The sequence below is a fragment of the Nonomuraea rubra genome (assembly GCF_014207985.1).
Classification (GTDB): Bacteria; Actinomycetota; Actinomycetes; order Streptosporangiales; family Streptosporangiaceae; genus Nonomuraea; species Nonomuraea rubra.
Genome location: NZ_JACHMI010000001.1, coordinates 4,688,972 through 4,702,538, shown reverse-complemented (window position 1 = coordinate 4,702,538; position 13,567 = coordinate 4,688,972). Strand labels below are relative to the sequence as shown.

The window sequence follows — 13,567 nt, the reverse complement described above, 5'->3', positions numbered from 1 at the left end:
AGGCCAGGGCAGGGATGGCGCATATTTCGAACGGCACATTATTTACGGTCGATGAGGATTGTGTTACATATATGGGAATCCTCCGGGCGCGACGCCTCCTGACTACCGGAGACACCATGAAATTTCGGCTCCGTTCCGCCCTCATCGCCTGCGCCGCCCTGCTCCTGGCCGCCGGCTGCGGCTCCTCCGGCACCGGCGGTGGCGCGTCCGTCCCCGCCGACGCCTCCCCCGCCCTGCGCACGCTCATCGAGGCGGCGCAGAAGGAGGGCGAGCTGGTCTGGTACAGCGTCCCGGCGGAGAACATCGCCAAGGCCGTCTCCGACGACTTCACCGCGAAGTACGGCATCAAGGTCAAGTTCATCCGGCTCACCTCCAGCGACCTGGCCCAGCGCTTCGCCGCCGAGGCCGAGAGCGGCAGACCGGCCGCCGACCTGTTCGTGGGCTCCTACACGCCGTTCGTGCCCGAGGCGCTGGGCAAGGGCTGGACGGTCAAGCTCGCCGAGGCGAACATCCCCGACTTTCCCGGCGGCTTCCCGGACAAGTACCTGCTGCCCGACGCCGGGACCGCGGTGGTGCAGGTCCAGCCGACCGGCATCGCGGTGAACACCCAGCAGGGCGGGGACACGATCAAGGACTGGCAGGACATCCTCGACCCGAAGTGGAAGGGGAAGATCATCCTGGTGGATCCGCGGACGTCGGCCGCGTACACCCCGTTCTGGAACCTCATCGTCAAGGAGTACGGCGAGGAGTACCTGACCAGGCTCAAGGCGCAGCAGCCCGTGGTGGCCTCCGGGGCCGCGCCGGCGACGCAGCAGCTCGCGGCGGGTGAGGCGGCCATCGTCATGCCGGGCGTGCAGTCCATCGCCGACGACCTCAAGGGCAAGGGCGCGCCCGTCGGGTTCGTGCAGCCGCCCGCCTCGACCGGGCCGGAGATCGTGCCGGGGCTGGCCGCCAAGGCCGCCCACCCCAACGCGGCGCGGTTGTTCGTGCACTACCTGATGAGCGCGGAGGGCAACAGGAAGCTCAACGCGGTCCCCGGCTCCGGCTCGCCGCTCGACCCGGCCACCCTGCCCGCCCGCTACACCTTCAACCGGGAGCTGTCGGGCACGCCCGCCGAGCGCATCACCTCCCTGCTGGGCCTGACGTGATCAGGCGCCTCACCCCCTTCCAGGTCGCGGGGACGCTGCTGGCGCTCGCGCTCGGCGCGCTGGCGGTCTACCCGCTGGCCCTGGTGGTGGCCCGGCCGTTCGTCACCGGCGGCCGGCTGGACCTGGCGCCGATCCGCGACACGCTCGCCCAGGCCGGGCTGGGCACCCTGCTCTGGCACACCGCGGTCGTGGTAGGCGGCAGCGGGCTGGCGGCGATGGTGATCGGCTCCGCCCTGGCCTGGGCGAACGAGCGCACCGACGCCCGCATGGGGCTGCTCACCGACGTGGTGCCGCTGGTGCCGTTCCTGCTGCCGCCGATCGCGGGCGCGATCGGCTGGTCGCTGCTCGGCTCCGAACGCTCCGGCTACCTCAACCAGCTCCTGCGCCTCGGCCTCGGCGGGACCCAGGGCCCGATCGACGTCCACTCCTGGTACGGCCTGATCTTCGTCTACACCATCTACCAGGTCCCGTACGTCTTCATGATCGTCTCGGCCGGCCTGCGGAACACCGACGCCGCCATGGAGGAGCAGTCGCGGGTGAGCGGCGCGGGCCCGCTGCGCACCCTGCGCCGGATCTCGCTGCCCGCCGTACGGCCGAGCCTGGGCGCGGCCGGGCTCCTCATGGTGTGGACCGGGTTCGGGCTGTTCTCCATCCCGGCGATCCTGGCCCCGCAGGCCGGCCTGGACATCCTGTCGGTGCGGGTGGTGCAGCTCCTGTCGTTCACCTACCCGCCCGAGACCGGCGTGGCGGTGAGCCTGAACCTCGTCGTCATGCTGGTCGTCACCCTCGTCTGGTACGCCCAGACCCGGCTGCTGCGCAGCACCCGCACCGCCGGCCTGGGCGGCAGGGGCGCCCGGGCCCGCCCGCTGCGGCTGGGCCGGTGGCGCGGCCCGGTGCGGGGGCTGATCGTGGCGTATCTCGCGCTGACGTCGGTGCTGCCACTCGGCGCCCTGGTGCTGGTGTCACTGACCGGCTTCTGGAGCGGCACCGTCGACTGGACGCGGCTCAACCTCGACGCGGTCGTGCGCACGCTCACCGACACGGCCACCCAGGAGGCGCTGGTCAACAGCCTGCTGCTGGGAGTCGTGTGCGCGACGATCGGGGTGCTCGCGGCGGCGGTGGTGTCGGTGCTGGTCAGACGGTCGGGGCGGGCCACGGGGATGCTGGTGGACGCGGCGATCAAGTTCCCGCCGACGCTGTCGCACCTGGTCATCGCGGTCGGGTTCGTGCTGGCGTTCAGTGGGGCACCGTTCCACCTGGGCGGCACGCTGTGGATCCTCGTGCTCGCGTACGTGTCGCTGCACATGCCGCAGGCCACCACCGCCTCGGACGCCGCGGCCGGGCAGGTGGCGCCCGAGCTCACCGACGCCTCCCGGATCAGCGGCGCGGGCCAGGCGCGCACGTTCCGCCGGATCACGCTGCCGCTCATGGCGCCGGGCCTGCTGGCCGGGTGGGCGCTGCTGTTCGTCACCATCGCCGGGGACATCAGCGCCTCGGCGATCCTGGCCGGCACCGACAACGAGGTGGTGGGCTTCCGCATCCTCGAGGTGTTCGCCAACGGCGACTACGCCATGCTCGGCGCGATCTCGGTCCTGCTGACGCTGGCCACCTCGCTGGTGGTGCTCCCCGTCACCTGGTACGCGCGGCGGCGCGGCGCCTCCCCCCTCTCCCGAACCCAGCTCTGAGGACTTCGATGCAGGAGACCATTCCCAGGCGAGCCACCACGACGTCCGTCGTCCGGCTCGACGGCGTGCGCAAGCACTTCCGGCGGGCCGACCGCACGCTCGCGGCGGCCGTGGACGGCGTGTCCCTGGAGGTGGCCCCGGCCGAGATCCTCGTGCTGCTGGGGCCGAGCGGCTGCGGCAAGACGACGCTGCTGCGTTCCATCGCCGGCCTGGAACGGCCGGACGCGGGGCTGGTGGAGATCGGCGGCCGGGCCGTCTTCGACCCGGCGCGCGGGCTGGACGTCCCGCCCGAGCGGCGGGGGCTGAGCATGATGTTCCAGTCGTACGCGCTGTGGCCGCACATGTCCGTGTTCGACAACGTGGCCTACCCGCTGCTCAGCCGGCGCGGCGGCCGTCCCGGCCGGGACGAGGTCGCCGCCCGCGTGGGAGAGGCGCTGGAGCTGGTGGGCATCCCCGAGCTGGCCAGGCAGCACCCCGGCGAGATGAGCGGCGGCCAGCAGCAGCGGGTGGCCCTGGCCCGGGCGCTGGTGGCCGGGGACGGGCTGATCCTGTTCGACGAGCCGCTGTCCAACGTGGACGCCAAGGTACGCGAGCGGCTGCGCGTCGAGCTGCTGGCCATGCAGCGCAGGCTCGGCTTCGCCGCCGTGTACGTCACCCACGACCAGACCGAGGCGATGGAGCTGGCCTCCCGCATCGCCGTCATGCGGGAGGGGCGGGTCGAGCAGCTCGCGCCGCCGCGCGAGATCTACGACCGGCCCGCCACCCGGTACGTGGCCGGCTTCGTCGGCATCGCCAACGAGATCCCCGGCGAGGTCGTCGAGGTCTCCGGCGACCGGGCCGTGCTGCGTGCCCCGTTCGGGGCGCTGACCGGGGTGGCGGGGCCGGGGCTGCGGCCCGGCGCGGCCGGGGTGGCGGTGTGGCGGCCCGAGCACGGCCGGATGAGCGAGGGCGAGCCGGACGGAGCCAACCGGTGGCGGGCCCGGCGGCGGATCTCCATGTTCGCCGGGCCGCACCTCGAGCACCACCTCGACGGGGAGGGCCTGGCGTGCCGGCTGTGGTCGGACGGGTCGGAGGGCGAGGCGGAGGAGGTGTGGGTGAGCGTGACCCCTGAGCGGCTGCGGATGCTCCCCGCGTAGGGGGCAGGTGCCGTGGCGGGTCGCGGTCCCGCGCCCGGCGTGGCGGGTGGCTCGGGGCGGGCGGGTCAGCGCAGGACGGCGTCCTCCAGCCAGTGGCCGATGCGGGCCGCCACCCGGTCGCCGTCGTAGGTGCGGGCGTCGACGTTGTCGGCCTCGATCTCGATGACGGGGAAGCCCGCCGACTCCAGCGCCCGCGCGGTGAAGTAGCTGCCGCGCGGGTCGTCGGAGACCAGGTGCACCACGCCGTCGATGCCGTGCAGCCTGGCCTCCTTGACGTACCACTCGCTGGACCAGGGCGGGGTGTAGAGCTGGTCGGTGAAGGCGGCGAAGCGGGCGGCCAGGGCGCGCATGGGGTCGTCGCCGTAGCGGATGTAGCCGTCGGCGGCGATGGCCAGGTACATCGACCAGACGAAGACGGCGCCGTACTCGTCCTGGAAGCGCTGGTAGAAGCCCATGTCGTACCAGAGGCCGCGGCCGATCCACATCAGCCTGGCGCGCTCCCCCGGGCACACCGCGTGCCCGGCGTCCACCCGCTCGCGTACCTCGTCGTGGAAGCGGCGGGCGGCGTCGCGGGCCCATTCCGTGCCGCGGTGCCACTGCGGGAGCATCACGCCGGGGATGCCGTCGGCGACGGAGATCGGGGCCGGACGGGTGCGGGCGATGAGGTCGCGGGTCCGCCTGTTCCACTCCTCCTGCTCGTTGACCAGGGCCATCACCTCGCGGAAGCGGGACTCGCGGAAGCGCCTGCCGGTGGTGGTCTCCAGGAACCTGACGAGGTTCTCCAGCTCGGCGGTGAGCAGGTCGAGCCGGGCCGGGCCGATGGCCTGCTCCCAGCGGTGCGGCATCAGCTCCCACCAGTTGGCCGGCACCTCGTTCCCGGCCGCGCTCTCCAGGGGGTAGAAGGTGACGCCGGGCTCGCGGCCCCAGAGGTCGAAGATCTTGCGGGTGACGTCGCCGGAGGCGTCGCCGACCACGATGGCCGGTTTGGGCAGGCCGCCCCACGGGCCCTCGTCCGGGTCGAGGGCGGAGGCGAGGGTGAGCGCGTTGTACTGCTCGGAGTGGTCGGGCAGGCCGCGCTGCCGCAGCAGCTCCAGGTAGTGGCCGGAGCGTTGCTTGGCGGCGATGACCGAGGCCCACCACTGGCTGACGACGTACGGGATGTCCATGGCGCGGAAGATCTCGTGCGGCACGTCGGCGTTGACCACGGCCAGCGGCTCCCCGCCGGCCACCCGGGCCCGCAGGCCGGCGAACCACTCCCGCTGGTAGCGGCTCGCCTCGGTGGCCGTCGCCAGCCTCTTCACGCGTCCTCCTTGTGCAGTGCGGCCAGGTCGGCGTGGCCGTATGGCTGGCGGTCCAGCAGCACGGCCGGGATGTCGAGTGCGGCCCGTTGCGCCGCGAAGTCCCAGGCCGGCGCGTCGTCGCCGGTCCTGGCGTAGGCGACGAACAGGTCGGCGCCGCAGCGGCGGACGCCCATGGCGGCGTGGGCAGCGCGTTCGGCGGCGGTCGCCCGATGGGCGGTGGGTCCGAATTCGTGGTAGTGCTCGGCGAGCGCGTCCAGGTCGCCGGTGCCGACGTGGCGCTCGGCCTGGGGGTCCCCGAAGGAGTGGTCCTCGCCGACGATGACGTGGCCGTCCGCCTCGATGGCCTCGTACACGTGCGGGGTGTCGTGGTCGGAGCCGCTCAGGAAGACGCGCCGGCCGTGCAGCTCCGGCAACCGGCCGGCCTGGGCCAGCAGCTCCCGGAGCCGGGCGATGTGCTCGTCCAGGGCCAGGGCGGCGTTGGCCACGGCCAGGAACTGCCGCCCCGTGAGGCGGGCGGGCACGGCGCGGCGCAGCCCGGCGACGGCGGCCAGCAGGCGGCGGCGCTCGTCGTGCGCCTCGATCGCGGCGGCCAGGCCGAGCGGGCGGCCGGTCCAGGCTCGCAGCCGGGCCGCGAACTCCGCGATCCTGCGCCGGTTGTAGCGGGCGGTGGTGCGGTGCGGCAGGTGCAGGATGTCCACCAGGTACGCCTCCGGCACCCCCGCGCCCGGCTCGACCCGGCGCAGCTCGCGCAGGGCGTAGAAGAGCCGCAGCGACGCCTCGCAGTCGTGGGAGACGACGACCCGCTCCAGCTCACCGAACGCCCCGGTCAGCAGCCGGGTGAGGATCGACCGGGCCATCGGGTCCACGCCCCGGCCCAGGTAGCGGTCCCCGAGCGCGGAGTCCCCACGCGGGTCGCCGGTGAGGCGCACGGCGTGGAGCCCGGCGGCGGTCAGCAGCTCAACGGGCACGTCAGCACCGACATAGCCCACCATCGGCCTGCCGCCGGCTGCGGTGTCCCGTCCGTCGGGGTGGCGCGGCCGGGCGTAGGCCGCCTCCATGGCCGCCAGGGCCGGGAGCACGTCAGATCACCCCGTCCTCGGCCAGCGCCTTCAGCTCGTCGTCGGTGTACCCGAGCATCCCGCCGTAGATCTCCCCGTTGTGCTCCCCCAGCCCGGGCGCGGGCCCGTCGAGCGCGGCCTCGGCCGCCGAGAAGCGGATCGGGACGCCGGTCCCCACCAGCCCCGCCACGTCCCCATGCCTCGGGTGCTCCAGCGGCACCACCTCCGCCCGTTCGAGCACGAGCGGGTCGCGTACGGCGGCGGCGGGGTCCCGGACCTCGGCGGCGGGCACCCCGTGCCGGGCGAGCAGGTCGAGCACCTCGGCCAGCGGCCGGTCCGCCGCCCACGCCGCGATCATCCCGTGCAGCTCGTCCGCGGCGGCCACGCGGGCGTCCCGGGTGGCGAAGCGCGGATCCGCGGCCAGGTCGTCGCGTCCCATCGCCGCGAACAGGCCGCGGGCGAAGGCGTCGGTCGGCCCGCACAGCGCGAACCACCCGTCCGCCGCCGGGAACGTGCCGAACGGCGCCAGCCGGGGCACGGTGGCGCCGGTGCGGGCGGGCAGGCCGAGCCGTTCGTAGGCGTCGAACGGCTCGCAGGCGACCAGCGAGGTGAGCGCGCCCAGCATGGAGACGTCCACGTGCTGCCCGCGCCCGGTGGCGTCGGCCTGGAGGACGGCGGCCAGCGTGCCGATCACCGCGTAGAGCGGGGCGAGCAGGTCGCCCACGGGCAGCCCGAACCGGACGGGCGGCTCGCCGGGCGCGCCGGCGGTCATCATCACGCCGCTGAGCGCCTGCACGATCGTGTCCATCGCCTTGCCCGAGCCGGGCCCGCCCTGCGCGCCGAAGCCGCTGATGGAGGTGCACACGATGCGCGGGTTGATCATGCTCGCCCAGTCGTGGCCGATGCCGAGCCGGGCCGTGACGCCCGCGCTGTAGTTGTCGACCATGACGTCGGCGTGCCGGACGAGCCCCGCCAGGACGTCGCGGGCCTTGGGGTGCTTGAGGTTGAGGGTGACACTGCTCTTGTTACGCCCGCGCAGCAGCATCGACACCGACATGTCGTCCGGCTCGCGTCGGACGGTGGTGAGCCCGCCGGCGCCCACGTAGGGGGAGTTGTCGCGGGAGCTGTCGCCGCCGGTCAGCGGGTTCTCCACCTTGATGACGCGGGCGCCGAGCCCGGCCAGCAGGAGGGTGGCGTACGGCCCGGACAGCGCGGTCGTCAGGTCGATGACGGTGCGGCCCGTGAGCGGTCCTTCAGCCACGCAGCACCACCTCGCCGCCCTCCCAGCCGAACTCCGTCCCCAGGCCCGCCCGGCGGGTGATGTCCTCGACGTACGCCGCCACCCGCCGCCCTTCCGGGGAGTCGCCGAGCGGCACGGGCCGGCCCGAGTCGTCGATCCAGCACGGCACGAACCCCGCCGACACGAGCCCGTCGCGGTCGAAGCGGCAGACGGCGACGGCGGTGTTCCTGCTCTCGGGATGGAAGGGGTAGAACGGCATGTCCGGGTCGGGGGCGAAGCCGTACAGCTCCTTGCGGCGGCGTGCCCACGCGGCCCGCTCCCCCTCGTCGCCGGCGGCGGGGGTCAGGGCGTGGGTGACGGTGACGAAGTTCCCCAGGCCGTGATAGATGGGGCGGCCCCGGTACAGCTCGATGCCGCGCATGATGTGCGCGTGGTGGGCGAACACGGCGTGCGCGCCGGCGTCGATCGCGGCGCGGGCGACGGGCTGCTCGTACATGGCCAGCGCGGCGGGGGTGTGGCCGACGCCCTTGTGCAGCGACACCAGCACGACGTCCGCCTCCGCCGACAGCGCCGCCACGTCGGCGGCCATGCGTTCCAGGTGGGCGGGGTCGGCGAAGGTGTAGACGGCGGGCGGGCCGCCGGGGCTGGCGTGGTCGAGCTCGTAGTGGGTGAGGACCTTGATGTACGCGCAGCCGGGCTTGCGCGAGGTGGCCCACGACTCCCTCGGTCCGACGCAGTTGTAGCTGAGCACGCCGACGCGCAGCCCGTCGCGCTCGACCAGGGCGGGCCTGCGGGCCTCGTCCAGGGTCAGGCCCGCGCCCGTGGTGACCAGCCCGGCCTCGGCCGCGTACTTGATGGTGTCGGCCACGCCCTGGTCGCCGGCGTCGTAGACGTGGTTGCCCGCGAGGGTCACCACGTGGAAGCCCGCTCCGGCGATCGCCCGCAGGGCCTCGGGGTCGGCGGGCGGGGCCGGCACGTCGGTGCTGACCTGGGCCGTGGAGGTGCTGTGCGGTACCTCGACGTGGCCGATCACGACGTCGCCGCGGCGCAGGGTCTGCTCGGCGGGGGCGAAGAACGAGGCGGGGTCCGGCTCGTCCACGACCAGGTCGCCGACGGACATGACGGTGAGCGCGCTCATCGGGCTCTCTCCTTCTCCGGGTGGCGTTCCTGCGAGAAGCGCGACAGGAACGCGCGCAGGCGCGGCGAGCCGGGACGGTCGAAGATCTCCTCGGGCGTGCCGGTCTCGACGACGCGCCCGTGCTCCATGAAGACGCAGCGGTCGGCGACCTCGCGGGCGAAGCTCATCTCGTGCGTGACGATGATCATGGTCATGCCGCCGGCGGCCAGGTCGCGGACGACGCTCAGCACCTCGTCCACCAGCTCGGGGTCCAGCGCGCTGGTGGGCTCGTCGAACAGCATGATCCGGGGGCCGGTGGCCAGGGCCCGGGCGATGGCGACGCGCTGCTGCTGGCCGCCGGACAGCTGCCCCGGGTGGGCGTCCGCCTTGCCGGTCAGCCCCACCCGCTCCAGCAGGCGCAGCGCCTCCTCGCGGGCCCGCGCGGGCTCGCGGCCGTGCACGGCGACCTGCGCCTCGGTGAGGTTGCGCAGCACGCTCCAGTGGGCGAACAGGTTGAACTGCTGGAAGACCATGCCCATGCGGCCGCGCTGGGCCGCGACCCGCCGGTCCGGCAGGGGCCGCAGGTGGCCGCGGTGGAACTCGTAGCCGAGCAGCTCGCCGTCGAGGTACATGGCGCCGCCGTCGATCGCCTCCAGCTGGTGGACGCAGCGCACCAGGGTGGACTTCCCTGACCCGGACGGGCCGATCACGGTGACGACCTCGCCTTCGCGCACGTCCAGGCTCACCCCGTCGAGCGCCACGTGCTCGCCGAAGCGCTTGCGCACGTTCTGGACGCTGAGGACCGGCTTCACCGCCTCCCCCTTCCGAAGTGCCGCTCCAGGCGCCGCTGCCCGAGCGACAGTACGGTCACCACCGCCAGGTACCAGGCGCAGGCGACGATGAGCAACGGCACGATCTGGTAGGTCCGGTTGTAGATCACCTGCACGGAGTAGAGCAGGTCGGCCATCGCGATCACGCTGACCAGCGAGGTGCCCTTGAGCAGGCTGATGAACTGGCTGCCGGTGGGCGGGATGATCACCCGCATGGCCTGCGGCAGCACGACCTTGACGAAGCTCTGCCTCGGCGTGAAGCCCATGGCGCGGGCCGCGTCGCGCTGGCCACCGTCCACGGCCAGGATCCCGGCCCTGACGATCTCGGCCATGTACGCCGCCTCGTGCAGCGTGAGCCCGAGGACGGCGGCGGTCAGCGAGCTGATCACCGCGTTCGTCGGCCACGAGGCGAAGGTCGGCCCGAACGGAATGCCGAGCGAGAGGCGCGGCAGCAGGTAGCCGAGGTTGAACCAGAAGATGAGCTGCACCAGCGGCGGGATGCCGCGGAAGACCGCCACGTACCCGCCGCACGCCCACGCGACCGGCTTGAAGCCGCTCAGCCGGCCGGCGGCCAGCAGCACGCCGAGCCCGCCGCCCAGCGTCATGGCGATCACGGTGAGCAGCAGCGACATGCCGAGCCCCGCCAGGATGTTGGGGTCGAGCAGGTACTCGGCGACGACCGGCCACTCGAAGCGCGGGTTGGTGACGAGGAACCAGCCGAGCTGGGCGGCCAGCACGAGCAGCACCGCTCCGGCCAGCCAGCGCAGCGGGCGCACCCGGGGGCGGGCGGCGGCGACATCGGCTGGGACGGTGATCTCGCTCATTGGGCCGCCGCGGTGTTCAGCTTGGGCTCGTCCACCGTCACGTTCTGCAGGCCGTACTTGTCGGCGATGCGCCGGTACTCGCCGTTCTTGAAGATCTCCTTGAACGCCTCCAGCATGACCGGGCCCAGGCCGCTCGACTTGGGCACCAGCATGGCGAGCTGGTCGACGCCGGCGCCCTGCTCGTCGGTCTGCGTCACGTACGTGAAGGCGTCCTTCTCCTTGGCCATCGCGTCGATCGCGGCGCTCTCGGTCATGCCGGCGGCGTCGGCGCGACCGGACTTGGCGGCCAGGATCGTGCCGTTGGTGTCGGCCAGGCCGATGAACGCGAGCGCCGGTTTGCCCTGCTGGGCGCACCACTCGCTCAGGCGCTTGGCCTGGTCCTCCACGACGCTGCCCGCGGTGCCCGCGACGCGCTTGCCGCACAGGTCTCCCGAGCTCTTGACGGCGGCGGAGCCCGCCTTGGGGATGAGGTAGGAGGTGCGGCTGACCATCCAGACGATGGCGTCGAACTGCTTCTCGCGCTCGGCGGTGTCCTTGACCGGGCCGTTGAAGGCGTCGTAGCGGGAGGCGAGCATGCCGGACAGCGCGGCGGGCAGGCCGTTGACGATCGAGATCTCGGTGCGGACTCCCAGGACCTTGCCGAGGGCTTCCTGTAGTTCCTTGTCGATGCCGGTCACCGTCTTCCCGTCGTTGCCGACGATCCGGTAGGGAGGGTGGGAATCCCCGGCGAATCGGATGACGCCCGCTTCCTTGATGGCATCGGGTAGGCGGCCGGAGAGGGCCGTTCCGCCGGCCGCTCCGGCCGGCTCGCCGCCGTTCGCGCCGCAGGCCGCGGCGGTGGCGAGGGTCAGGGCCGCCGTGGCCGCGCGGGTGATCCTGGGCAATCTCATGGTGGTCCTCCGGAACCCGGATCATGTTGCAACACTCGTTGCGATCGTGCGAATTAATGTCACATCTAAGAGCGCACGTCTGTCAAGGGGTCGCGGTGCGGAGGAGAGGGGACACGGGCGCGCTCGCCGCCGGCGAGCGCGCCGGATCTAGCGGGGGGAGAGGATCAGGCTGGTGCGGTGGTGCGCCACCAGCTCGGCCAGGCCGGGATCGAACTCGGCGACGATCTGCTTCACGCGGAACTCGGCGAGCGTGCCCAGCGTGTCGTAGATCTCCACGAACACGTCCCTGGCCGCGCTCCTGGGCCAGCCGTCGGGCAGCAGCTCGGCGGGCAGGTCGGGGTCATGGTTGGGGAACGTGCGCCAGGTGTCCATGATCCCCGTACGCGCCACCAGGGCCTCGGACGCGCCCACGGTCCCGTTGCGCACGCGGGCCAGCAGCGGCGAGTACTGCGCCACGAACCCCTCGTAGGTGCGACGGAGCTGGTCGAAGTCCCACGCCTCCTGCGGCGCCCGCATGCCGGCCAGGTCGAGGGCCTGGGCGCGGAAGATCGTGGACGTGGGCACCTCCAGCTCGGCGAGCACGGCCGCGGCGTCGTCGGCGTCCGCCCTCGGGGAGACCCAGAGCCCGTCGTACAGGGGGGCGAAGCCGAGCCAGCGCAGCCGGGAACGCAGCGCGTGCCGCAGGTCGCGCTGCTCCTCCGAGATCGAGAACGCGGCGAGCACCCACGTCCCGTCCCAGGCGCCCTGCTCCAGCCCGAACGACATGATCCGCTGCCGGCCGTCGAGCAGCACCGCGGCGGCCCGGTCGGTGAGCCGGTAGTAGGTGCGCCGCCCCACCTTGGACGACTCCAGCAGGTCCCGCCGTGCCAGCCGCGACAGCGCCGCGCGGGCCGCCACCGCCGACACGCCGAACTCCTCGGCCAGCCGCACCAGCGCCGCCGACGGGAGCTGCTCGGACCGGCTGATCCAGTAGTCGCCCAGCAGCGTCGTGATCAGATGCTGCGGTGGCGCGCCCACCTGGAAACGTGGAAGATCGACGCCGCCTGCCTCGGTCCATGCACCGTCAGTCACCGTAGGAGTATATGGATAACGCTTACGCATACGCACGCAATCGATTCGTCGTACATCTCAGGCCGGGCGGAGTCGTACAGGGACGGACACCGCACCGATCTCGGGCATCCGCGCGCTCTCGACCGGGCCGCCGGCCTCGATCGCGGAGGTGCGCCGCAGCAGCTCCTCCAGGGCGAGGCGCATCGACAGCCTGGCCAGCGGCATGCCGGCGCAGGCGTGCCGGCCGCGCCCGAAGGCCAGGTGCGCCGCGATGTTGGGGCGGCCCTGGACGAACGTGTCAGGGTCGGGGAAGACCGCCTCATCCCGGTTCGCGGAGGCGTAGACGAGGGTGACCGGCTCGCCCGGGCGGATCCGCCGCCCGTGCAGCTCGATCTCCGCGCTGACCGTGCGGGCGAAGCCGCGGTAGGGCGTGAACAGGCGCAGGAACTCCTCCAGCGCGGCCGGCAGCAGCTCCGGGCGCGCCCGCAGCTCCGACTGCAGCTCCCGGTGCCGCGCCAGGTGGACGCAGATGGAGCCGAGCAGGATGGGCGGCGCCACCATGCCCACCACCAGGCACTGGCGCAGCGCGCCGACGATGTGCTCCGCCTCCAGCGGCCGGCCGCCTGGGCGCTCGGCCAGCAGCGAGGAGGCCGGGTCCTCCTCCACCGGGCGCGGTGCCGCGCGGCGATCGCGGACCAGGTCGCGGGCCATCGCGTACATGCGCTCGCTGGTCTCGTTCACCACCTCCCGGTCCAGGTCACGCCAGGCGCGCACCCAGCGGGCTGCGGTGGCGGCCAGCTCGGGGGCCAGGTGCGGGTCCAGGTTGAGCCACTCGGTGGTGACCCAGGCGGGGAAGACGGCGCCGAACTCCTGCGCGATGTCGCCGCCGCCGCGCTCGACGAGCGGGGTCAGCTCGCGGGCGGCGTGCGCGCGCAACCGCGGCTCCAGGCGGTCGATGCGGGCCCGCTGGAGGGTGCGGTCCAGGGCTCTGCGGTACGGGGTGTGGGCGGGGGCGTCGTAGTTGAGCGGCGGGCGGCGCAGGCCCCGGGGGTCGCTCGGGACGACGGCGCGCACCGAGGAGATGAACGTGACGGGGTCCGAGGCCGCGGCGGCCACGTCGGCGTAGCGGGTCAGCGCCCAGAAGCCGCCGTGCCTGCTGCTGCGGGCCACCGGGCAGGAGGAGCGCAGCCGCGCGTACATCGCCAGGCTCTCCTCGACGGAACCGGCCGCCTCGGGATCGAAGTCGTCATGTTCTGGCCCGCTCACCGGAGGACCGCTCACCGGGGGG

At 73.3% G+C, this 13,567-nt stretch carries 12 protein-coding genes; 3 read left to right on the top strand and 9 right to left on the bottom strand.

Annotated features, from left to right (window positions below; genetic code table 11):
* The first annotated feature begins 116 nt into the window (after nt 1-116).
* The 3 genes from HD593_RS21410 to HD593_RS21400 are packed head-to-tail and all read left to right on the top strand — an operon-like array spanning nt 117 to nt 3,969.
* Nucleotides 117-1,148 carry an ABC transporter substrate-binding protein gene (locus HD593_RS21410; RefSeq protein ID WP_185103911.1) on the top strand — a complete coding sequence of 344 codons (1,032 nt, stop codon included), beginning with the start codon at nt 117-119 and terminating at the stop codon, nt 1,146-1,148.
* Nucleotides 1,145-2,833, top strand: a complete 1,689-nt coding sequence (locus HD593_RS21405; protein WP_185103910.1) for an ABC transporter permease — start codon at nt 1,145-1,147, stop codon at nt 2,831-2,833. The genes HD593_RS21410 and HD593_RS21405 overlap by 4 nt, the downstream gene beginning before the upstream one ends.
* Nucleotides 2,834-2,841: 8 nt before the next feature.
* Entirely contained in the window at nt 2,842-3,969 is a 1,128-nt protein-coding gene (locus tag HD593_RS21400) for an ABC transporter ATP-binding protein (protein WP_185103909.1), read from the top strand.
* Between the two features lie 65 nt (nt 3,970-4,034).
* Here the strand turns inward: HD593_RS21400 and HD593_RS21395 are convergent, their stop codons facing one another.
* The 9 genes from HD593_RS21395 to HD593_RS64435 form a co-directional block, all read right to left on the bottom strand.
* Nucleotides 4,035-5,270 carry a 2-hydroxyacyl-CoA dehydratase family protein gene (locus HD593_RS21395; RefSeq protein WP_185103908.1) on the bottom strand — a complete coding sequence of 412 codons (1,236 nt, stop codon included), beginning with the start codon at nt 5,268-5,270 and terminating at the stop codon, nt 4,035-4,037.
* Nucleotides 5,267-6,349 (bottom strand): 2-hydroxyacyl-CoA dehydratase family protein, encoded by a 1,083-nt coding sequence (locus tag HD593_RS21390; RefSeq protein WP_185103907.1) that lies wholly within the window; start codon nt 6,347-6,349, stop codon nt 5,267-5,269. Before HD593_RS21390 ends, HD593_RS21395 begins: the two co-directional genes overlap by 4 nt.
* Before the next feature lies 1 nt (nt 6,350).
* On the bottom strand, nt 6,351-7,589 hold the full coding sequence (locus tag HD593_RS21385) for a CaiB/BaiF CoA transferase family protein (RefSeq protein WP_185103906.1): 1,239 nt from the start codon (nt 7,587-7,589) through the stop codon (nt 6,351-6,353).
* On the bottom strand, nt 7,582-8,706 hold the full coding sequence (locus tag HD593_RS21380) for a CapA family protein (protein ID WP_185103905.1): 1,125 nt from the start codon (nt 8,704-8,706) through the stop codon (nt 7,582-7,584). The genes HD593_RS21385 and HD593_RS21380 overlap by 8 nt, the downstream gene beginning before the upstream one ends.
* A complete protein-coding gene (locus tag HD593_RS21375) occupies nt 8,703-9,497 on the bottom strand; it encodes an amino acid ABC transporter ATP-binding protein (protein WP_185103904.1) in 795 nt (264 codons plus the stop codon). Before HD593_RS21375 ends, HD593_RS21380 begins: the two co-directional genes overlap by 4 nt.
* Nucleotides 9,494-10,339: an amino acid ABC transporter permease gene (locus HD593_RS21370; protein WP_185103903.1), complete on the bottom strand. Its 846-nt coding sequence runs from the start codon at nt 10,337-10,339 to the stop codon at nt 9,494-9,496. The genes HD593_RS21375 and HD593_RS21370 overlap by 4 nt, the downstream gene beginning before the upstream one ends.
* Entirely contained in the window at nt 10,336-11,229 is an 894-nt protein-coding gene (locus HD593_RS21365; protein WP_246546670.1) for a transporter substrate-binding domain-containing protein, read from the bottom strand. Before HD593_RS21365 ends, HD593_RS21370 begins: the two co-directional genes overlap by 4 nt.
* A gap of 147 nt (nt 11,230-11,376) precedes the next feature.
* Entirely contained in the window at nt 11,377-12,300 is a 924-nt protein-coding gene (locus HD593_RS21360) for a PaaX family transcriptional regulator (protein ID WP_312903601.1), read from the bottom strand.
* Between the two features lie 57 nt (nt 12,301-12,357).
* Nucleotides 12,358-13,545, bottom strand: a complete 1,188-nt coding sequence (locus HD593_RS64435) for a cytochrome P450 (protein ID WP_221524870.1) — start codon at nt 13,543-13,545, stop codon at nt 12,358-12,360.
* Between the last annotated feature and the right edge of the window lie 22 nt (nt 13,546-13,567).

Excerpts from the sequence above, each read along its gene's own strand:
- HD593_RS21370 (WP_185103903.1), bottom strand. The coding sequence starts at position 10,339 with ATGAGCGAGATCACCGTCCCAGCCGATGTCGCCGCCGCCCGCCCCCGG.
- HD593_RS21400 (WP_185103909.1), top strand. The coding sequence starts at position 2,842 with ATGCAGGAGACCATTCCCAGGCGAGCCACCACGACGTCCGTCGTCCGG.
- HD593_RS21410 (WP_185103911.1), top strand. The coding sequence starts at position 117 with ATGAAATTTCGGCTCCGTTCCGCCCTCATCGCCTGCGCCGCCCTGCTC.
- HD593_RS21365 (WP_246546670.1), bottom strand. The coding sequence starts at position 11,229 with ATGAGATTGCCCAGGATCACCCGCGCGGCCACGGCGGCCCTGACCCTC.
- HD593_RS21380 (WP_185103905.1), bottom strand. The coding sequence starts at position 8,706 with ATGAGCGCGCTCACCGTCATGTCCGTCGGCGACCTGGTCGTGGACGAG.